Below are 19,681 nucleotides of genomic sequence, written 5' to 3' on the forward strand. Positions count from 1 at the left end.
ACGCCGTTCCCGCGGCACTGGCTCTATTACATCGCGCTGAAAATCCTGCTGCTCGGCGCTGCCGTGGCGCTGGCGCTGAAACTCTATGGGATGTGGTGAAGACGATGGGACAGACTTTGCCAAAACCCGGCCTGCGGCCCCTGCTGCCTGATGACGTGCCGGTGCTCGCCGCGATCTTCGCCGCCAGCATCGAGGAGCTGACCGGCGACGATTACAACGAAGCGCAGCAGCAGGCCTGGATGGCCGCGGCCGATGACGAGGAGTTCGGCAAGCGGCTCGCGGCCGACCTGACGCTGGTCGCGACGCTCGAGGGCTCACCCGTCGGCTTCGCTTCGCTGCGCGGCGCCGATTACATCCGCATGCTCTATGTGCATCCGGCCGTCGGCCGGCAGGGCATCGCGACCATGCTGGTCGATGCTTTGGAGAAGCTCGCCGGCGGCCGTGGCGCGACCAGCCTCGCGGTCGATGCCAGCGACACCGCGCAAGGCTTCTTCGCCAAGCGCGGCTATATCGCCAAGCAGCGCAACACCGTCACCGTCAACGACGAGTGGCTCGCCAACACCACGATGCAGAAGACGCTCGGAGCACCGCAATGAGCAGGGAGCGTCTCTATCTGTTCGACACCACGCTGCGCGACGGCGCGCAGACCAATGGCGTCGATTTCACGCTGACGGACAAGCAGGTGATCGCGGCGATGCTCGACGATCTCGGCATCGACTATGTCGAGGGCGGCTATCCCGGCGCCAATCCGACCGATACCGAGTTTTTCGCGACCAAGCCGAAACTCGATCATGCGCGCTTCACCGCCTTCGGCATGACGCGTCGGGCAGGGCGGTCGGTCTCCAACGATCCCGGTGTCGCTGGGCTGCTGGACGCGAAGGCGGATGCGATCTGCTTCGTGGCAAAATCCTCCGCCTATCAGGTGCGCGTGGCGCTGGAGACGACCAAGGAGGAGAACCTCGCCTCGATCCGCGACAGCGTGGCCGCCGCGAAGGCCGCCGGCCGCGAGGTCATGCTCGACTGCGAGCATTTCTTCGATGGCTACAAGGAGGACGCGAGCTTCGCGCTGGCCTGCGCCAAGGCCGCTTATGAGGCCGGCGCGCGCTGGGTGGTGCTGTGCGACACCAATGGCGGCACCATGCCGAACGAGGTCGAGGCCATCGTCACCGAGGTGACGAAGCACATCCCCGGCGATCATGTCGGCATCCACGCCCATAACGACACCGAGCAGGCGGTGGCGAATTCGCTGGCCGCGGTGCGCGCCGGCGCGCGGCAGATCCAGGGCACGCTGAACGGCCTCGGCGAGCGCTGCGGCAACGCCAATCTCTGCTCGCTGATCCCGACCTTGAAGCTGAAGCAGGAATTCGTCGACGCCTTCGAAATCGGCGTCACCGCAGAGAAGCTGGCGACCCTGGTCAAGGTGTCCCGCACGCTCGACGACATGCTCAACCGCGTGCCGAACCGGCATGCGGCCTATGTCGGCGAGAGCGCGTTCGTCACCAAGACCGGCATTCATGCCTCCGCCGTGCTGAAGGATCCGCAGACCTATGAGCACGTCCTGCCGGAACTGGTCGGCAATCACCGCAAGGTGCTGGTGTCCGACCAGGCCGGCCGCTCCAACGTCATCGCCGAGCTCGACCGGGCCGGCATTCCCTACGAGAAGAGCGACCCGAAGCTGACGCGTCTGGTCGAGGAGTTGAAGGAGCGCGAGGCGCAAGGCTACGCCTATGAATCGGCCAACGCCTCGTTCGATCTGTTGGCGCGCCGCACGCTCGGCAAGGTGCCGCATTATTTCGAGGTCGAGCAGTTCGACGTCAATGTCGAGCAGCGCTACAATTCGCATGGCGAGCGCGTCACCGTGGCGCTCGCCGTGGTCAAGGTCGACGTCGCCGGCGAGCACCTGATCTCGGCCGCCGAAGGCAACGGCCCGGTCAACGCGCTCGACGTTGCCCTGCGAAAAGACCTCGGCAAGTACCAGAAATACATCGAGGGGCTGACGCTGATCGACTACCGCGTGCGTATCCTCAATGGCGGCACCGGCGCGGTGACGCGCGTGCTGATCGAGAGCGAGGACGAGACCGGCGATCGCTGGACCACGGTCGGCGTGTCCCCGAACATCATCGACGCCTCGTTCCAGGCGCTGATGGATTCGGTGATCTACAAGCTCGTGAAGTCGGGCGCGCCGGCGTAGAACGACGGCGGCGCCACAAACACCGTCATTGCGCGGAGCGAAGCGACGAAGCAATCCAGATTGTCTCCGCCGGCACAGTCTGGGTTGCTTCGCTTGGCTCGCAATGCCGAGGAGAGAGGGGAGCGCGACCAATGATCGACCACATCTCCGTCGGCGTCGGCGATCTCGATCGCTCGGCAAGATTCTACGAGGCGACGCTCGCCGCCCTCGGCCTGTCGCGCCTCGTCACGCGGCCGCGGACGGTCGGCTTCGGCAAGGCCTATCCCGAATTCTGGATCAATCTGCGCGAGGGCATGCCGCATGTCGCCCCCGAGAGCGGCGTGCACATCTGCCTGCGGGCAAAGACGACGGCCGAGGTCGATGCATTTCACGCCGCGGCCCTTGCCGCCGGCGGCGCATCGGACGGCGCGCCGGGTATCCGCCCGCACGACCGCGTGCGCTACTACGCGGCGTTCGTCACCGATCCCGACGGCAACCGGATCGAGGCGGTGACGTTTCCCGCTGGCTAAAGCTTGCGTGCAACTTCCGGCGCGAGCTCTTTTTCCGCCTCGGCGAGCTGCGCCACGGCGGCCTTCAGCTTCGGCAGGATCTCCTCGACCCGATCGGCCTTGAGGATGTCGACCGAGAGGCCGGCGCGGATGAACTCGGTCTGGCGCATGTGCGACAGCAGCGAGAACAGCGGCTCCCAGAAATTGTCGAAATTGGCGAGCAGCACCGGCTTGGCGTGGCGGCCGAGCTGTTTCCAGGTCAGCTGCTCCACCAGCTCCTCCAGCGTGCCGACGCCGCCCGGCAGCGCCACGAAGGCGTCGGAGCGTTCGAACATCAGCCGCTTGCGCTCGTGCATGTCGGGGGTGACGATCATCTCCTGCACGCGGGTCAGCGCGTTCTCGCGCTTCCGCAGGAATTCGGGAATGATGCCGGTGACGCTGCCGCCGTGATCCAGCACGGAGGTCGCGACCGAGCCCATCAGGCCGAGCGAGCCTCCGCCATAGACGAGGCGAATGTTGTTATCGGCGAGGGCCTTGCCGAACGCCTTGGCGCCCTCGGTGAAGCGGGGATTGGTTCCGGGGCCGGAGCCGCAATAGACACAGACGGTTTTGATCGTGCTCATTGGTGCCATGATGCATTGCAGCGAAGAGGCGTCAAGCCCAATCGGTGATTCGGGTGACCCGGATATTTACCGGTAAATGGCGGCAAACAATCGAAGATTCGCCATCTGGCGGGGTGCGCTGGCATCGGGAAGGCTCTATATGACGAGCGAAAATCGCAAATCGTACCGCGCCCGCATCCGGCGGGCTTTCAGGCTTCTTGATGGACCAACCTCAATCGTTCGACGGCGCCGACGTTCCTGATCCGCCTCCCGGGGGACAGCTGGAGCGGGCTACGCTGATGGGCACGCTGGCGCATCTGTGGCCCTATATCTGGCCGGGCGACCGCTTCGACCTGAAGATGAGGGTGGTCTGGTCGATGGTGCTGCTGCTCGCCGCCAAGCTGATCACGCTGACGGTTCCGTTCAGCTTCAAATGGGCGACAGACGCGCTGACCGGCGCCAACACCGCGCCGGTGCTGCCCGACAATTGGCATCTCTGGGTGATCGCCTCGCCATTGCTGCTGACCGCCAGCTACGGCGTGATGCGCATCCTGATGGCGGTGATGACGCAATGGCGCGACGGCATCTTCGCGCGCGTCGCCATGCATGCGGTGCGCAAGCTCGCCACCATCACCTTCATTCACATGCACGAGCTCTCGCTGCGCTTTCACCTCGAGCGCAAGACCGGCGGCCTGACGCGCGTGCTCGAGCGCGGCCGCGAGGGCATCGAAGTCATCGTGCGCATGGTGATCCTCCAGCTGATCCCGACCATCGTCGAGGTCTCGCTCCTGATGGCCGTGCTGCTCTGGCAATTCGACTGGCGCTACGTGGTCGCGACGCTGATCACGGTTACGGTCTACATGTACTACACCTATATCGCGACCGAGTGGCGGATCGGCATCCGCCGCAAGATGAACGATTCCGACACCGAGGCGAACACCAAGGCGATCGACTCGCTGCTCAACTACGAGACCGTGAAATATTTCAGCGCCGAGGCGCGCGAGGCGCAGCGCTATGACCGCTCGGTCGCGCGCTACGAGGAGTCGAGCGTTCAGGCCTATACGTCGCTCGCCGTCCTCAACACCGGCCAGGCCGTGATCTTCACGCTGGGGCTGACGGCGACCATGCTGATGTGCGCGATCGGCGTACGCAACGGCACCAACACGGTCGGTGATTTCGTGCTGGTCAACGCCATGATGATCCAGCTCTACCAGCCGCTGAATTTCATGGGCATGGTCTATCGCGAGATCAAGCAGGCCATCATCGACATCGAGAAGATGTTTGGGGTGCTGGGACGCGAGGCCGAGATCAAGGACGTTCCCGATGCGCAGCCACTGGTCATCTCCGCCGGCACCGTGCGTTTCGAGGACGTGCGCTTTGCCTATGAGCCGGCGCGGCCGATCCTGAAAGGCATCAGCTTCGAGGTGCCGGCGGGCAAGACGGTCGCGATCGTCGGGCCGTCGGGCGCGGGCAAATCGACCATCTCGCGGCTCCTGTTCCGCCTCTACGACATCTCCGGCGGCAGGATCCTGATCGACGGCCAGGATATTCGCGAGGTTACGCAGGCCAGCTTGCGCGCTTCCATCGGCATGGTGCCGCAGGACACCGTGCTGTTCAACGACACCATCCGCTACAACATCCGCTACGGCCGCTGGGACGCCAGCGACACCGAAGTCGAGGAGGCGGCGGGCCTGGCGCAGATCGACCATTTCATTCGCATGGCGCCGATGGGCTACGAGACCCAGGTCGGCGAGCGCGGCCTGAAACTGTCCGGCGGCGAGAAGCAGCGCGTCGCGATCGCGCGCACCGTGCTGAAGGCGCCGCCGATCCTCGTGCTGGACGAGGCGACCTCCGCGCTCGACACCCACACCGAGCACGAGATCCAGGGCGCGCTCGAGCGCGTGGCCAAGAACCGCACCTCGCTCGTGATCGCGCACCGGCTCTCGACCATCGTCGGCGCCGACGAGATCATCGTGCTGGACCAGGGCCGCATCGCCGAGCGCGGCACCCACGCACAACTGCTTGCGCAGGGCGGCCTCTACGCCAGCATGTGGAACAGGCAGCGCGAAGCCGAGGCGGCGCGTGAGAAATTGGCCCAGATGGCCGACAGCCGCGAGGCGCCCAACCGGGAGCCTCCGCCGGTCGCCGACGTCCTGACGGCACCTGCGGCTGCCGAGTGACCTTGTCTCCGGTCCCAACTCTGGCCTAAACAACTCCACCGCGCGGGACGACCTGCGCCATCAACCCTGAGCGGCAGATAGCGATGTCCATTCTCGATTCGATCCAGCGCCAGATCCCGCCGATCCACAAGGAGGGCTATCCCTTCATCGGCGGCTTTGCGCTGGCAAGCCTCATCCTGTTCTGGCTGTGGTCGCCCTTGGGGTGGATCGGCACCATCCTGACCGTGTGGTGCGCGCTGTTCTTCCGTGATCCCGTCAGAGTGACGCCGGTGCGCGAAGGGCTCGTGGTGTCGCCGGCCGACGGCCGCGTCTCGATGATCACCATGGCGCTGCCGCCGGCCGAGCTCGGGCTCGGCGACCGGCCGCTGCCGCGCATCTCGGTCTTCATGAGCGTGTTCAACTGCCACGTGAACCGCAGCCCGATCGCGGGCAGGGTGGACCGTATCGCCTACCGGCCCGGCCTGTTCATCAATGCCGAGCTGGACAAGGCGAGCGAGGACAATGAGCGCAACTCGCTGGTGATAACGACGCCGACGGCGCGGATCGGCGTGATCCAGATCGCGGGGCTCGTCGCCAAGCGCATCGTCTGCTTCGTCAAGGAGGGGCAGGCGATCGGCGCCGGCGAGCGCTTCGGCCTGATCCGCTTCGGCTCGCGGCTCGACGTCTATCTGCCATTGGGCACCAAGGCGCTGGTCTCGGAAGGGCAGACCGCGATCGCCGGCGAGACGATCTTGGCCGATCTTGCCGGAGACGACCCGAGCCGCGCCTACCGCGCCAATTAACCATCAAGTCGGCCTCAAGGGGCCTTCCGCCGCAATGGCGGAGAGGAACATGGCTTGCTATATCTCGCCTCAAGGTGAGGACGAGCCATGACGCCCTATGACTTCAAAGATCCCGACGTGCGCCGCAGGCGGTTCCGCCCGATCCCGGTGCGCATGCTGGTGCCCAACGTCATCACGCTGCTGGCGATCTGCGCGGGCCTGACCTCGATCCGGCTCTCGATCGAGGGGCGGATGTCGCTCGCGGTCTACGCCATCGTGTTCGCGGCCGCGCTCGACGGCATCGATGGCCGCATCGCGCGCCTGATCAAGGGTCAGTCCAAGTTCGGCGCCGAGCTCGACAGCCTCGCCGACTTCGTCAATTTCGGCGTCGCGCCCGGCCTGATGTTGTATTTCTGGCAGCTGCACGAGCTCGGCAATGCCGGCTGGATTGCCGCGATGGTGTTCGCGATTTCGGGTGGCCTGCGCCTCGCGCGCTTCAATGCCACGCTGGACGATCCGAACAAGCCGGCCTTCGCCGCCAATTTCTTCACTGGCATGCCGGCGCCGGCCGGGGCGATCACCGTGATGTTGCCGATCTATGCGGCGTTCCTGGATCTGGGGCGCTGGCCCGCGGCGCTGACGGCCGGCTACACGCTGCTGATTGCCTTCCTGATGGTGTCGCGCTTGCCGGTGTTCTCCGGCAAGACCAAGCGGATGCGCGTGGCGCCCGAGCTGGTGCTGCCGGCGTTCGTCGCCGTGATCGTCTTCATCGCGCTGCTGATCGCCTATCCCTGGCACGTGCTGTCGATCGGCACGGTGCTGTATCTGGTCTGCCTGCCGCTCGGCTACAAATCCTATCGCGACCAGGCGCGCGCGATGCAAGCAGCAGCTTCTTCGGGAGGCGAGGTCCCGTCGCCGCCCTCGGCACCGACGCTGGCAAACCTGTCCGAGCCGCCGCATGACGACGATCGGCCCGGAAGGCTGCACTGAGCGGCAAGGCACCGAGCGGCAAGGCACTGAGCGGCAAAACCCGGATATCAGCCATGAGGGCTTCCTGAGTTGGGTTGAGACCCGATCTCGGCTATATCGCCAGTGCCGGCGGCACCGCGCCAACAGCGGCCGCCAATCTGGGAGAGAACGCCGTGACCGATAACGCGACCGGGCCGCTGCCCGCTTCCGTCCTTGAAGCGCTGGGCCGCTATGACACGCCGACGATCTGCAATGCCATGGAGATCGTGGCGCCCGAGCGCCGCTTGATTGGCTACACCACCAAGCAATTGGTCTGTCCGTTTCCCGACCTGCCGCCGATCGTCGGCTATGCCCGCACGGTGGCGATCCGCTCGGTGCTGAAGTCCTCGCTACCGGCCGAAGAGCAGTCGAAGCGCCGCATCGAATATTACGAATATGTCGGCACCGGCTTTGGCCCGCGCATCTCGGTGATCCAGGACATCGACGGTCCCGACGTCGGCTACGGCGCGTTCTGGGGCGAGGTGCAGAGCAACGTGCACAAGGCGCTTGGCTGTCTCGGCGTCATCACCGACGGCTCGATCCGCGACATCCCGCAATGGGCCCCGGGCTTTCAGGCGCTGGCCGGCTCGATCGGCCCGTCGCATGCCTGGGTGCATGCGGAGAGCTTTGGCGGCGAGGTCCGCGTCGCCGGCATGACCGTGAAGTCCGACGACCTCATCCACGCCGACCAGCACGGCGCCATCGTGATCCCGCTCGACATCGCCGCAAAGCTGCCCGAGGCCGCCGAGCTCTGCGGCCGCCGCGAGACGCCGATCCTGGAGATCGCCCGCAGCCCCGACTTCTCGCTGGAGAAGCTGAAGGCCGCGCTGAGGCGCTCGGCGGAAATCCACTAACCGGACCGGCACGATCTACGGCGGCGACGCCGCTCGCGGGCTGCCCTGTTCAGCCAGGAACAGGGCAGCCTGATCCGGCTCGCCCAGCACCGCGGCAGCGCAGCCAATCAAGGTGAAGCCGCCGGCCAAATCCCACAGGGTGATGTCTTCCGCATTGTCGGCGGCGTGGATCAGGCGCGCTGCGATCACGGCGAAGGCAGCCTCGACAAAGAGCAGCACGCTGAACGCCGGCAGGACGAGCTCGGGCTCGAGCATATGGAGCGCCAGCACAGCGGGAAGTGCGGTAAGAAGACTGAACAGCGTCACCATTGCGATGGCTCCCGCCACGAGCGTCCGCCCCGCTCCAGACTACCAACCGATCCTCCGCCCCCTGATGTGGCCCAGGGCCGCAGCCAGACTGTCCACGCGATCAAGCGAGCGCACCGGGCCGAGCCGACGGGGCGCGCGACGCCTTATGGTTAGCAAAACGTTGAGATGCCTGTCGGAGGCCGGCAAAGCCGGCGTCGTTTCAGCGCGCTGCGCCAGTCAGGCGCGTCGGCTCAACTTAACCTTTACGCGGCTTTAAGGGCGGCGCTCTAGGGTTTCCGATGCGGTTCGGGGTTGGACTGCGCCAGCGGCCAGGATGGCCGTTGTTCGTTCGCGTTGGAGTGTCCCATGGATATCATGACGAGCGTCGGGCTCATTGCGGGCATCATCGTCATCACGGCGATGGTCTTCATGGGCGGCGATCTCCACATGTTCATCTCCGAACATGCCATGATCATCATCTTCGGCGGCTCGATCTCCGCGACCATGATCCGCTTCCCGCTCTCGGCGCTCCTGCACGGCCTTCCGCTCGGCGCCAAGTTCGCCTTCACCATGAGCCGCCTGTCGGCCCATGACCTCGTCGACGAACTCGCCCGCATCGCCGAGATCGCCCGCAAGCAGGGTCCGGTCGGGCTCGAAAAGGTCGAGACCGACGAGCCCTTCCTGGCCAAGGGCATCCGCTACGTCGCCGACGGTTACGACCTCGACTTCATCCGCGACAATCTCGAGCGCGACCGCGACAACTTCCTGATGCACCTCGACGAGGGCAGCAAGATCTACCGCGCCATCGGCGACTGCGCCCCGGCCTTCGGCATGATCGGCACCCTGATCGGCATGGTGCAGATGTTCGCCAACATGACCGACCCCTCCAAGCTCGGCCCGTTCATGGCGACCGCGCTGCTCGCAACCCTCTACGGCGCCCTGGTCGCGAACCTGTTCTGTCTGCCGATCGCCGACAAGCTGCACGGCAAGTTGCTCGACGAAGAGACCAACCGCACGCTGATCATCGACGGCATCCTGATGATCCGCGACTCCAAGAGCCCGACGCTCGTGCGCGAAATGCTGCTGGCCTATCTGCCGGAGAAGCATCGTCACGCCGAAGGCGAGCCGGTGCCGGCGTAACGCCGCCCGCCGGGATATCGAGAGATGGCCAAGAAGAAGCGCGGCGATGCTCACGGTGGCGGTCACGGCTGGTTCGTGACCTTCGCCGACCTGATGGGCCTGATGATGAGCTTCTTCGTGATGCTCGTCGCGTTCTCGACGCAGGATGCCAACAAGCTGAAGATCGTCGCCGGTTCGATGCGCGACGCCTTCGGCGTGCAGAGCGAAGCGCGCTATTCCGGTATCGTCGAGTCCGACGGTCTGCCGACACGTCCGCGGCTGAAGAACGTCGACCATATCCAGCCTGAAGACTCCTCCAACACGCCGACACCGGACCAGGAGGACCGCGACCGCACGTCGGGCGCGAAGATCAAGGTCGACCGCAATTTCGCCCTCGCCGCGGCCTCGCTGCGTCAGGCGTTGCAGGACATGCCGGAACTGACCGAGATGTCCAAGCACATCATGTTCGAGGAAACCAAGCAGGGCCTCAACCTGGAGATCGTCGACCAGGACGGCCGCTCGATGTTCGCCGACGGCTCCAAGGTCCCCTACGACCGCACGCGGCGCCTGATCGAGAAGCTCGCTGTTCCGCTCAAGGCGACGCCGCTTCGCGTCTCCATCGCAGGCCATACCGCAGCCGGGTTCGTGCCGACCCGCGGCGACTACGGTGCCTTCGACCTGTCGGCCGACCGCGCCAATGCCGTGCGCCAGATCCTCGAACGCGAGGGCCTGCCGGCCTCGCACATCTTCGCCGTCGCCGGCAAGGCGGACACCCAGCCGCTGTTCCCGGACGATCCCTCGCTCGCGGCCAACCGGCGGGTGACCATCACACTGATGCGCGAAGACCCGCCGCTGCCGCCGAATCTGAAGCCCTAGTTTTCGAGCGAGGCGGACGCTGCTTCGCTTGAACCTGATCCCGTTCCGATTCAATCGGAGTGGAAAGGCTTTCGGCACTTGCGCTACCATCTTACCTGAGGCATGTCGTCGCGCTGGCGATGACCGTTGCTGCGCCGTCACAGCATCTGCCCCGGCGCCTGCTATGGTGGGGTGCCGATTGACAGGCGCGCCAGAACCGTCACAAGCGCCGGATCAATTCTCTGGAAGAAGCGTTTCTAGTTTCACATGACGGCGAGCATCACATCCACCGAAGCTCAGGATGGGCCGGTCACCTCGGGTTTCTGGGGCCTGACGCTCGGGAGCATCGGCGTCGTCTTCGGCGATATCGGGACGTCGCCGCTCTACGCGTTCCACGAGGCGGTCCGGGGTGCGGCCCATGGCGAGCCGGTCTCGCGGGTCATGGTGCTCGGCGTGCTCTCGCTGATCCTGTGGGCGCTCTTCATCGTCGTCACCGCCAAATACGTCCTGCTGCTGCTGCGCGCCGACAACAACGGGGAGGGCGGCACGCTCTCGCTGATGGCACTCGGCCAGCGTGCGCTCGGACGGCGAAGCTGGTTCCTGCTCGCGCTCGGCGTTGTCGGCGCCTCCATGTTCATCGGCGATTCCATGATCACGCCGGCAATCTCGGTACTGTCGGCGGTCGAGGGCCTGAAGCTCGCCACCCCCGCCTTCGAGCATTACGTCGTGCCGCTCACCGTCTTCATTCTGGTGCTGCTGTTCGCGGTCCAGAGCAAGGGGACCGCGCTGGTGGCCTCGGCGTTCGGGCCGGTGATGGTGATCTGGTTCAGCTGCCTGGCGGTGATGGGCGCCGTCCATATCGCCGACGATCCATCGGTACTGGCTGCGATCAATCCCTACTACGCGCTGCAATTCCTGCTCTCACACGGCACCATCGGCCTCGTCACGCTGGGCGCCGTCTTCCTGGCGGTCACCGGTGGCGAGGCGCTCTATGCCGATCTCGGCCATTTCGGCCGCAAGCCGATCCAGTCGGCCTGGATGTTCTTCGTGCTGCCTTCGCTCTTGATCAACTATTTCGGGCAGGGCGCGCTGGTGCTGTCCGACCCCGGTGCGATCGAGCATTCGTTCTATCGCATGGTGCCCGAATATCTGGTGCTGCCACTGGTCGGACTCGCGACCGCAGCGACCGTGATCGCGAGCCAGGCGGTGATCACCGGCGCCTATTCGCTGGTCTATCAGGCGGTGCAGCTCGGCCTCTTGCCGCGCTTCGAGGTGCGTTACACCTCCGAGACTCATGCCGGCCAGATCTATCTGCCGCGGGTGAACCGGCTGCTGCTGATCGGCGTGATGCTGCTGGTGCTGTTGTTCCACACCTCCAGCAATCTGGCTTCGGCCTACGGCATCGCGGTCTCCACCACCATGGTTGCCGACGGCATCATGGGCTTCGTCGTGATCTGGAAATTGTGGAACTGGCGCGCTGCAACGGCAGCCGCCGTGATCATGCCCTTCGTCGTCGTCGACATGACCTTCTTCAGCGCCAATCTGCTCAAGCTGCTCGAAGGCGCCTGGGTACCGTTGCTGTTCGGCGTCGTCATGGCCGGGACGATCTGGACCTGGCGGCGCGGGACGGGGATCCTGATCCAGAAAACGCGCCGGATCGAGGTGCCGCTCGACGACCTGATCAAGAGCCTGGAGAAGCGGCCGCCGCACATCGTCAAGGGCACGGCGGTATTCCTCACCAGCGATCCTTCCTTCGTGCCGACCGCGCTGCTGCACAATCTCAAGCACAACAAGGTGCTGCACGAGCACAACGTGATCCTGACCATCGAGACCGCGCAGACACCGCGGGTCGATCTGTCCGATCGGTTCCGGATGGAGAAGATCAGCGACAAGTTCTCCAAGGTCCGGCTGCGCTTCGGCTACATGGAGCAGCCGAACGTACCCAAGGCGCTCGCGATCGCGCGCAAGCAGGGCTGGCAGTTCGACATCATGTCGACGTCGTTCTTCGTGTCGCGGCGCTCGCTCAAGGCCTCGGCGCAGTCCGGCATGCCGCTCTGGCAGGACCATCTGTTCATCGCGCTGAGCCGGTCTGCCAATGACGCCACCGACTATTTCCAGATTCCCACCGGACGGGTGGTTGAAGTCGGCACCCAAGTCACCATTTGAACGCAATCGGCCGACCTATGCAAATTTTGCATGGTGAGGGCCCAGAATCGGGCTAGGCTATGCCGGTAGCGCAGGCCTATAAGCCGCGCGCTCTTCCGCCGTTGTGCAGTGAAGCATTTTTAGAGGCCATCAGGCTCTCCCATGACAAGTGACGTAGCGATTTCCGCCCCGGAAACGGCGGCGACCAATGGGCATGGCGATGCCCACACCACGGCCCGCTTCGGTGCGCTGACGCTCGGCAGCATCGGCGTCGTTTACGGCGACATCGGCACCAGCCCGCTCTACGCGTTCCGTGAGGCGGTGATGGCTGCCTCGGGCGCGGAGGGGGTGCCGACGCCCGCGGCCGTGCTCGGCGTGCTCTCGCTGATCCTGTGGGCCCTCATCGTGGTGGTGACGCTCAAATACGTCGTGATCCTGCTCCGTGCCGACAACAACGGCGAGGGCGGCACGCTGGCGCTGATGGCGCTGGCCCAGCGCGCGGTCGGTACCCGCGGGGCGACGATCGTCCTGCTCGGCATCATCTCGGGCGCCCTGTTCTACGGCGACGCCGTCATCACCCCGGCGCTTTCGGTGCTGTCGGCGATCGAAGGCATGAAGGACATCACCCTGCACTTCGAGCCCTATGTCGTGCCGCTGACCGTGATCATCCTGGTCGGCCTGTTCGCCGTGCAGTCGCGCGGCACCGCGCGGGTCGCCGCGTTTTTCGGCCCGATCATGTGCGTCTGGTTCGCCGTGATCGCGGTCGCGGCGATCCATCCGATCATCCAGCAGCCGCAGGTGCTGTTTGCGCTGAACCCGCTCTACGCCGTGTCCTTCATGATCCACCACGGCATCATCGGTTTCGTGACGCTGGGCGCGGTGTTCCTGGCGGTCACCGGCGCCGAGGCGCTCTATGCCGACCTCGGCCATTTCGGCAAGCGGCCGATCCAGACCGCCTGGCTGTTCATCGTGCTGCCGTCGCTGGCGCTGAACTATCTGGGGCAGGGCGCCCTCGTCCTCGGTGATCCCGGCGCGATCGTGAGCCCGTTCTTCCAGCTCTTCCCGCAAGGCTTTTTACGTGGCTGCATGGTCGTGCTGGCCACCGCCGCAACGGTCATCGCGAGCCAGGCGGTCATCACCGGCGCCTATTCGCTGACGCGCCAGGCGATCCAGCTCGGGCTGCTGCCGCGCTTCGAGATTCGCCATACCTCCGAAGCCCATTCCGGCCAGATCTTCATCCCGCGCATCAACCAGCTTTTGCTGGTCGCCGTGGTGCTGCTGGTGCTGTTGTTCCGCTCCTCCAGCGCGCTGGCGTCGGCCTATGGCATCTCGGTTACCGGCACCATGGTGGTCACGGCGATGATGGGCTTCGTCGTGATCTGGAAGGTATGGAAGTGGTCGCCGTTCGCGGCTGCCGCCCTGATCGCGCCGTTCCTGTTCCTCGACCTGACCTTCCTGGCGGCCAATTTGCTCAAGGTGTTCGAGGGCGGCTGGGTGCCGCTGGCGCTCGGCGCGCTCATGATCATCCTGATGTACACGTGGCGGCGCGGCAGCCGGCTGCTGTTCGAGAAGTCGCGCAAGCTCGAATTCCCGCTCGCCGACCTCGTGGCCATGCTTGAGAAGCGGCCGCCGCAGCGCGTGTCCGGCACCGCCGTGTTCCTGACCAGCGATCCCCTCAGCGCGCCGACCGCGCTGATGCACAGTCTGAAGCACTACAAGGTGCTGCACGAGAAGAACGTCATTCTCACCATCGAGACCGCACAGACCCCGCGCATCGATCCGGCCGAGCGGGTGAGGCTGGAACAGATCAGCCCGACCTTCTCCAAGGTGACGCTGAAGTTCGGCTTCATGGAATCGCCCAACGTGCCGAAGGCGCTGGCGATCGCCCGCAAGCTCGGCTGGCAGTTCGACATCATGTCGACCTCGTTCTTCCTGTCGCGGAGGGCGCTCAAACCGGCCGCCCATTCGGGCATGCCGCGCTGGCAGGACCGGCTGTTCATCTCGCTCAGCCGTTCCGCCAACGATGCCACCGACTATTTCCAGATCCCCAGCGGCCGCGTCGTCGAGGTCGGCACCCAGGTGACGATCTAGTCAGGCAAACCAAGGCCCCACTTCAAGTCGCTGCGATTTAGCTTTAACTTGCAGGACCGAGCTCAAGCCTTTGTAGCGCTTGATTTTCGTGAGCCGAGAGGCGAGGTTGCCGCCGGCCGGGATCGCTCCGGCATGCGGCTGCGACGTTGGAGGATGATGTGGCAAATCAAGTGCAGGATCTGACCCCGGACGAGGTCTCCAAGGGTGTCGCGGAAGGACGCTATCTGCTGGTCGACGTCCGTGAGCCGAACGAGGTCGAGGCCGAGGCCTATCCCTACGGCGTGGTGGTGCCGCTCTCGACCTTCGATCCCAAGGCGATCCCCGATCCCGCCGGCAAGGAGGTCGTGTTCGCCTGCCGCTCGGGCAAGCGCTCGGTGACCGCCTCGCTCGCGGCGCAGGCGGCGGGCCTGCCTTACGACAAGCATCTGGCCGGCGGCATGCTCGGGTGGAAGGCGGCGGGCCTTCCCAGCAAGGTCGGCGGCTGACCCGGCCGATGTCCAAAAGCTCGTCCCTCAACAAGGTCTTTGCCGACCTTCCCGTCACCATCTTCGAGGCGATGTCGCAGGCCGCGCGCGACAATGCCGCCATCAATCTCGGCCAGGGCTTTCCCGACGATCCAGGCCCTGAGGACATCCGCCGCGCCGCGGCCGACGCCTCGCTGAACGGCTACAACCAGTACCCCTCGATGATGGGCCTGCCGGAACTGCGGCAGGCGATCGCAACCCATTACGGCCATTGGCACGGCCTCAAGCTCGATCCGATGAGCGAGGTGATGGTGACCTCCGGCGGCACCGAGGCGCTGACCTCGGCCATCCTCGCCGTGGTGCAGCCCGGCGACGAGGTGGTCTGCTTCCAGCCGGTCTATGATTCCTACCTGCCGATCATCCGCCAGGCCGGCGGCATTCCGCGCCTCGTCCGGCTCGAGCCGCCGCACTGGCGGCTGAATGAGGACATGCTGAAAAGTGTCTTCAATTCAAAGACCAAGGCAGTGCTCTTCAACAACCCCTTGAATCCGTCCGCGGTGGTCTATCCGCGCGAGGATCTCGAGCTCTTGGCGCGCTACTGCCAGGAGTTCGACGTCATCGCGATCTGCGACGAGGTCTGGGAGCACGTCACCTTCGACGAGCACAAGCACATCCCGCTGATCACCATCCCCGGCATGCGCGAGCGCACCATCAAGGTCGGCTCGGCCGGCAAGATCTTCTCGCTGACGGGCTGGAAGATCGGCTTCGTCTGCGCCGCGCCGCCGCTGCTGCGCGTCGCCGCCAAGGTGCACCAGTTCCTGACCTTCACCACCGCACCGAACCTGCAGGCCGCCGTTGCCTACGGCCTCGGCAAGTCCGACGACTACTTCCTGTCGATGCGCAAGGACCTGACGCGGAGCAGGGACCGCTTGGCCAGGGGGCTGGAGAGCCTCGGCTTTCCCGTGCTGAAGTCGCAGGGCACTTACTTCCTCACTGTCGACCTGTCCCCGCTCGGGCTCAACGAGAGCGACACCGAGTTCTGCTGGCGGATCGTGAAGGAATACAAGGTGGCGGCGATCCCGGTGTCGGCCTTCTACGAGCAGGACCCCGTGACTTCGGTGGTGCGCTTCTGCTTTGCCAAGAAGGACGAGACGCTCGACACCGCGCTGGAGCGGCTGTCGGATGCGGTGCGCGGGCGCAAGAGGTAGATCGAGATGACGAACGTCAGCGGCTGGAGGCTTTGCCTTGGTTTTGCAATCGTAGCCGCGCTGACGCTTTCCGCCCCTGCAAAGGCCGAGGAGCGGGTCGTCAACTTCTACAACTGGTCGAACTACATGGCGCCCGACGTCCTTGAGGCCTTCACCAAGGAGACCGGCATCAAGGTCGTCTACGACACGTTCGACGCCAACGAGACGCTGGAGACCCGCCTGATGGCCGGCAAATCCGGCTACGACGTCGTGGTGCCGACCGCCTATTTCCTGCAGCGCCAGATCAAGGCCAACATCTTCCAGAAGCTCGACAAGTCGAAGCTGCCGAACCTTAGCCATGCTTGGCCCGTGGTGACGCAGCGCCTCGGCATCTACGACCCCGGCAACGTCTACGCCGCCAACTACATGTGGGGCACAACGGGCATCGGCTACAACGTCGCCAAGGTGAAGCAGATCCTCGGGGCTGATGCCAAGATCGACAGCTGGGACATCGTCTTCAAGCCGGAGAACCTTGCGAAGTTCAAGGACTGCGGCGTGCACATGCTCGACTCCGCCGACGACATCTTTCCGGCGGCGCTGAGCTGGCTCGGGCTCGATCCGAACTCGACCAGGCAGGCCGACCTTGAGAAGGCCGCCGACGTCGTCGCCAAGGTCCGGCCCTCCGTGCGCAAGTTTCATTCGTCCGAATATCTGAGCGCGCTCGCGACCGGCGAGATCTGTTTCGTGGTCGGCTGGTCCGGCGACATCATGCAGGCCCGCGCCCGCGCGGCGGAAGCGAAGACCGGCATCGAGATCGGCTACACGATCCCGAAGGAGGGCGCGCAGATGTTCTTCGACAATCTGGCGATCCCTGCGGACGCCAAGAACGTCAAGGAAGCCTACGAGTTGATCAACTATCTCTACCGTCCGGACGTTGCCGCCAAGAATTCGGACTTCCTGTCCTACGCCAACGGCAACCTGGCCAGCCAGAAGCTGGTCGATCCAAAGATTTTGAACGACAAGAACATCTATCCCGACGAGGCGACGCTCGCAAAACTGTTCGTCATCATGGCGCGTGAGCCTGCGACGCAGCGCGTCATCAACCGGCTGTGGACCAAGGTGAAGACGGGAAGGTAGAGGGGCTGAGACGGAGCAGACGTTCCCTTGCTCAGTCGTCAAGCCCGGCCATGACGGAGTGAGTTCTGTCCGCTACCGCCACCGCCGGTGCAGCCAGAGCCACTGCTCCGGATATTCGCGCACCCAGCCCTCCACCACGTTCGTGATCGCCTGCGTCGTGCCCTGGATGTCGATCTTGCCGTCGGCGTCGCGCACCGGCTGGACTTCTTCAGTCAGCTCCGCGACGAAGCGGCCGCCGGGCTTGCGGATGATGCGAACGCCGTGGATGGGGCATTCGACCTGGCGCAAGAGGCGCGCCAGCATCGGATTGGCGCGGGTCTTGCGGCCGAAGAAGGTGACCTCGACGCCGCCGGTCAGGTACTGGTCGACCAGCATCGCGACGTGCTTGCCGTCTCTTAGCGCCTGCGCGAGGCGGAGCGGGGCGTCGCGGCCAGCAGGGATCAACGTGCCCATGTTGACCTGGCGCATCTCCTGAATGATGCGGTCTGCGGACGCGATGTTGGGTCGGCGGTAGAGAATCGCGGTGTCCAGTCCGTGTGCGACGGCGGCAAGCGCCGGCAATTCCCAGTTGGACAGATGCGCGGCGAAGATCAGTGCCGGCTTGCCGTCGTCGCGGACGTGGTCGAACAGCTCGATGGTGCGCTTCGGCAATTCGATCCGGCTGTTTTCCGGATGCGCGCGGTCGTAATCCCAGACGTGGTCCATATGCGCGAATTCGCCGCCGACGCGGCCGAGATTGTCCCAGACGCCCATCAGGATCTGTTCAATCTCTTCAGGCGACTTCTCCGGAAATGCCGCGGTGAGATTGGCGCGGCCGATGCGGTGCTCGCGCAGGCGTGGGCCGATCAGCTTGGTGACGCGTGCGAAAAAATCCGAGGTCTTGGCCGGATCGAAATAGCGCGTGGTGCGCAGCATGCCGACGGTGGCGGCGCCGATCAGGCCGCCGCCGATCGACTTGGCGGCCTCCCGTGCGCGGGCCTTCATGCTCGCAGGAAGCAGCGCCATGCGGACGGTCAGGCCGGTTCGCGGGTCAGGATCAGCGAGGCATTCTGGCCGCCGAAGCCGAACGAGTTCGACATCACCGCGGTGACGCGGGCGTCGCGGGCCTTGTTGCCGACGACGTCGAACAGGATCGTGGGATCCGGGGTCTCGTAGTTGATCGTCGGCGGGATGCGCTGATGTTCGAGTGTCAGCAGCGAGAAGATCGCCTCGACCGCGCCGGCGGCCGAGATGGTGTGGCCAACCATCGACTTGTTGGAGGTGACTGGAATCTTCTGCACGAGATCGCCGAACACGGCCGATGTCGTGTTGTACTCCATCTTGTCGTTCTCGGGCGTCGCGGTGCCGTGCGCGTTGATGTGGTCGATCTGGTCCGGCGTCATGCCGGCATCGGCCAGGGTCTTGTTCATGCAGCCGATGATCGGCTTGCCGTCGGGCGAGGAGCGGGTGCGATGGAAGGAATCGGTGAGCTCGCCGCAACCGGCGATCACGCCCAGGATTTTGGCGCCGCGCGCGGTGGCGGCCTCGTAGCTCTCCAGGACGAGTGCGCCGGCGCCTTCGGCCATGACGAACCCGTCGCGGTTCTTGGAGAACGGACGGGAAGCCGCCTGCGGCGGATCGTTCTGGGTCGACAGCGCCGAGAGCAGCGAGAAGCGAACCAGCGCTTCCGGATTGACGGTGCCGTCGGTCGCCACGCACAGCGCGGCGTCGGTTTCGCCGCGGCGGATCGCCTCGACGCCGAGCTGGATCGAGGTCGCGCCCGAAGCGCAGGCCGTCGACAGCGAGATCGGCGAGCCCTTGGTGCCGAAGGTCTCGGCGAGGTATGCGGCCACCGAGCCGAACATGAAGCGATGATGATAGGCGCTGTACTTGCCGCCGCCGGAGATGCGCAGCAAATCGTCATAGGTGAAGTCGGGTGAGCCTACGGCGCGGCCGAGTTCACGGCGCTGCGGCCATTCGACCTCGACCGGAGCAACGGCCAGGAAGAGGGGACCCGGGAAATCGGCCTTGGCGCCGATGCCCGCTTGCTCCAGCGCTTCCTCCGTGACCAGCTCGGCCATCCGCTCGGACAGGCCGGTGGAGGAGAACGGATCGACGCTGACGAAATCCACCGTACCGGCCATCGTGGTCTTGAGGCCGTCGATCGGGAAACGCGTGATGGTGCGGATGCCGGATTCGCCGGCGACGAGCTTCGCCCAATTGTCGGCCTTGCCGGCGCCGAGCGAGGTCATGATGCCCATGCCGGTGACGACGACGACGGGGCGCCCGAGTTTGTCGCGTGGTGCAGTCATGTCGATCCCCCGATAGAGCT

18 protein-coding genes are annotated in these 19,681 nt (G+C 65.2%); 14 read left to right on the forward strand and 4 right to left on the reverse strand.

Annotated features, from left to right (window positions below):
* Window positions 1-104: 104 nt before the first annotated feature.
* The 3 genes from OC450_RS18750 to OC450_RS18760 all read left to right on the forward strand — a co-directional run bounded on the left by OC450_RS18750 (window position 105) and on the right by OC450_RS18760 (window position 2,700).
* Window positions 105-596 (forward strand): GNAT family N-acetyltransferase, encoded by a 492-nt coding sequence (locus tag OC450_RS18750; RefSeq protein WP_262048420.1) that lies wholly within the window; start codon window positions 105-107, stop codon window positions 594-596.
* Window positions 593-2,191 carry a citramalate synthase gene (gene cimA, locus OC450_RS18755; protein ID WP_262048421.1) on the forward strand — a complete coding sequence of 533 codons (1,599 nt, stop codon included), beginning with the start codon at window positions 593-595 and terminating at the stop codon, window positions 2,189-2,191. The genes OC450_RS18750 and cimA overlap by 4 nt, the downstream gene beginning before the upstream one ends.
* 131 nt (window positions 2,192-2,322) lie before the next feature.
* Window positions 2,323-2,700 (forward strand): VOC family protein, encoded by a 378-nt coding sequence (locus tag OC450_RS18760; protein WP_211383323.1) that lies wholly within the window; start codon window positions 2,323-2,325, stop codon window positions 2,698-2,700.
* Here OC450_RS18760 and OC450_RS18765 read toward each other — a convergent pair.
* The gene (locus OC450_RS18765; RefSeq protein ID WP_211383324.1) at window positions 2,697-3,302 is read right to left on the reverse strand and encodes a TIGR00730 family Rossman fold protein; all 606 of its coding nucleotides are present in this window, start codon (window positions 3,300-3,302) and stop codon (window positions 2,697-2,699) included. The genes OC450_RS18760 and OC450_RS18765 overlap by 4 nt on opposite strands.
* A 200-nt stretch (window positions 3,303-3,502) precedes the next feature.
* Between OC450_RS18765 and OC450_RS18770 the strand changes: the two genes are divergently transcribed.
* The 4 genes from OC450_RS18770 to OC450_RS18785 all read left to right on the forward strand — a co-directional run bounded on the left by OC450_RS18770 (window position 3,503) and on the right by OC450_RS18785 (window position 8,084).
* Window positions 3,503-5,461 (forward strand): ABCB family ABC transporter ATP-binding protein/permease, encoded by a 1,959-nt coding sequence (locus tag OC450_RS18770; RefSeq protein ID WP_211383325.1) that lies wholly within the window; start codon window positions 3,503-3,505, stop codon window positions 5,459-5,461.
* Window positions 5,462-5,538: 77 nt separating this feature from the next.
* On the forward strand, window positions 5,539-6,243 hold the full coding sequence (locus OC450_RS18775) for a phosphatidylserine decarboxylase (RefSeq protein ID WP_256806929.1): 705 nt from the start codon (window positions 5,539-5,541) through the stop codon (window positions 6,241-6,243).
* A gap of 87 nt (window positions 6,244-6,330) precedes the next feature.
* Window positions 6,331-7,212 carry a CDP-alcohol phosphatidyltransferase family protein gene (locus OC450_RS18780; protein ID WP_211383327.1) on the forward strand — a complete coding sequence of 294 codons (882 nt, stop codon included), beginning with the start codon at window positions 6,331-6,333 and terminating at the stop codon, window positions 7,210-7,212.
* A 152-nt stretch (window positions 7,213-7,364) separates the two neighbouring features.
* Complete coding sequence (locus tag OC450_RS18785; RefSeq protein WP_262048521.1) at window positions 7,365-8,084, forward strand: RraA family protein; 720 nt, start codon at window positions 7,365-7,367, stop codon at window positions 8,082-8,084.
* A 15-nt stretch (window positions 8,085-8,099) separates the two neighbouring features.
* Here OC450_RS18785 and OC450_RS18790 read toward each other — a convergent pair whose 3' ends face one another.
* Window positions 8,100-8,393: a hypothetical protein gene (locus tag OC450_RS18790; RefSeq protein WP_211383328.1), complete on the reverse strand. Its 294-nt coding sequence runs from the start codon at window positions 8,391-8,393 to the stop codon at window positions 8,100-8,102.
* A 345-nt stretch (window positions 8,394-8,738) separates the two neighbouring features.
* On the opposite strand from OC450_RS18790, the gene OC450_RS18795 reads away from it, so the two are divergent.
* From OC450_RS18795 to OC450_RS18825, 7 genes are all read left to right on the forward strand, one after another.
* Complete coding sequence (locus OC450_RS18795; protein ID WP_071915126.1) at window positions 8,739-9,512, forward strand: motility protein A; 774 nt, start codon at window positions 8,739-8,741, stop codon at window positions 9,510-9,512.
* Between the two features lie 24 nt (window positions 9,513-9,536).
* Complete coding sequence (locus OC450_RS18800) at window positions 9,537-10,367, forward strand: flagellar motor protein MotB (RefSeq protein ID WP_211383329.1); 831 nt, start codon at window positions 9,537-9,539, stop codon at window positions 10,365-10,367.
* A gap of 246 nt (window positions 10,368-10,613) precedes the next feature.
* Entirely contained in the window at window positions 10,614-12,512 is a 1,899-nt protein-coding gene (locus tag OC450_RS18805; RefSeq protein ID WP_211383330.1) for a potassium transporter Kup, read from the forward strand.
* A gap of 141 nt (window positions 12,513-12,653) precedes the next feature.
* Entirely contained in the window at window positions 12,654-14,582 is a 1,929-nt protein-coding gene (locus OC450_RS18810) for a potassium transporter Kup (protein WP_211383331.1), read from the forward strand.
* A 158-nt stretch (window positions 14,583-14,740) separates the two neighbouring features.
* Complete coding sequence (locus tag OC450_RS18815) at window positions 14,741-15,067, forward strand: rhodanese-like domain-containing protein (protein ID WP_015686918.1); 327 nt, start codon at window positions 14,741-14,743, stop codon at window positions 15,065-15,067.
* An 8-nt stretch (window positions 15,068-15,075) separates the two neighbouring features.
* Window positions 15,076-16,254 (forward strand): aminotransferase, encoded by a 1,179-nt coding sequence (locus tag OC450_RS18820; RefSeq protein WP_211383332.1) that lies wholly within the window; start codon window positions 15,076-15,078, stop codon window positions 16,252-16,254.
* A gap of 6 nt (window positions 16,255-16,260) precedes the next feature.
* Window positions 16,261-17,370, forward strand: coding sequence for a polyamine ABC transporter substrate-binding protein (locus OC450_RS18825; protein WP_262048422.1), 1,110 nt, complete (start codon window positions 16,261-16,263; stop codon window positions 17,368-17,370).
* 72 nt (window positions 17,371-17,442) lie between these two features.
* Here OC450_RS18825 and OC450_RS18830 read toward each other — a convergent pair whose 3' ends face one another.
* A complete protein-coding gene (locus OC450_RS18830; RefSeq protein WP_262048423.1) occupies window positions 17,443-18,375 on the reverse strand; it encodes a lipid A biosynthesis lauroyl acyltransferase in 933 nt (310 codons plus the stop codon).
* 8 nt (window positions 18,376-18,383) lie between these two features.
* The gene (locus tag OC450_RS18835; RefSeq protein ID WP_211383339.1) at window positions 18,384-19,661 is read right to left on the reverse strand and encodes a beta-ketoacyl-ACP synthase; all 1,278 of its coding nucleotides are present in this window, start codon (window positions 19,659-19,661) and stop codon (window positions 18,384-18,386) included.
* Between the last annotated feature and the right edge of the window lie 20 nt (window positions 19,662-19,681).

Origin of the sequence: Bradyrhizobium sp. Bra78 (assembly GCF_024519855.1) — a bacterium.
Lineage (GTDB): Bacteria > Pseudomonadota > Alphaproteobacteria > Rhizobiales > Xanthobacteraceae > Bradyrhizobium > Bradyrhizobium japonicum_G.

Coding starts and splice junctions, on each gene's coding strand:
- OC450_RS18750 (WP_262048420.1), top strand. CDS start 105: ATGGGACAGACTTTGCCAAAACCCGGCCTGCGGCCCCTGCTGCCTGAT.
- cimA (WP_262048421.1), top strand. CDS start 593: ATGAGCAGGGAGCGTCTCTATCTGTTCGACACCACGCTGCGCGACGGC.
- OC450_RS18760 (WP_211383323.1), top strand. CDS start 2,323: ATGATCGACCACATCTCCGTCGGCGTCGGCGATCTCGATCGCTCGGCA.
- OC450_RS18765 (WP_211383324.1), bottom strand. CDS start 3,302: ATGAGCACGATCAAAACCGTCTGTGTCTATTGCGGCTCCGGCCCCGGA.
- OC450_RS18770 (WP_211383325.1), top strand. CDS start 3,503: ATGGACCAACCTCAATCGTTCGACGGCGCCGACGTTCCTGATCCGCCT.
- OC450_RS18780 (WP_211383327.1), top strand. CDS start 6,331: ATGACGCCCTATGACTTCAAAGATCCCGACGTGCGCCGCAGGCGGTTC.
- OC450_RS18790 (WP_211383328.1), bottom strand. CDS start 8,393: ATGGTGACGCTGTTCAGTCTTCTTACCGCACTTCCCGCTGTGCTGGCG.
- OC450_RS18795 (WP_071915126.1), top strand. CDS start 8,739: ATGGATATCATGACGAGCGTCGGGCTCATTGCGGGCATCATCGTCATC.
- OC450_RS18800 (WP_211383329.1), top strand. CDS start 9,537: ATGGCCAAGAAGAAGCGCGGCGATGCTCACGGTGGCGGTCACGGCTGG.
- OC450_RS18805 (WP_211383330.1), top strand. CDS start 10,614: ATGACGGCGAGCATCACATCCACCGAAGCTCAGGATGGGCCGGTCACC.
- OC450_RS18810 (WP_211383331.1), top strand. CDS start 12,654: ATGACAAGTGACGTAGCGATTTCCGCCCCGGAAACGGCGGCGACCAAT.
- OC450_RS18820 (WP_211383332.1), top strand. CDS start 15,076: ATGTCCAAAAGCTCGTCCCTCAACAAGGTCTTTGCCGACCTTCCCGTC.
- OC450_RS18825 (WP_262048422.1), top strand. CDS start 16,261: ATGACGAACGTCAGCGGCTGGAGGCTTTGCCTTGGTTTTGCAATCGTA.
- OC450_RS18830 (WP_262048423.1), bottom strand. CDS start 18,375: ATGGCGCTGCTTCCTGCGAGCATGAAGGCCCGCGCACGGGAGGCCGCC.
- OC450_RS18835 (WP_211383339.1), bottom strand. CDS start 19,661: ATGACTGCACCACGCGACAAACTCGGGCGCCCCGTCGTCGTCGTCACC.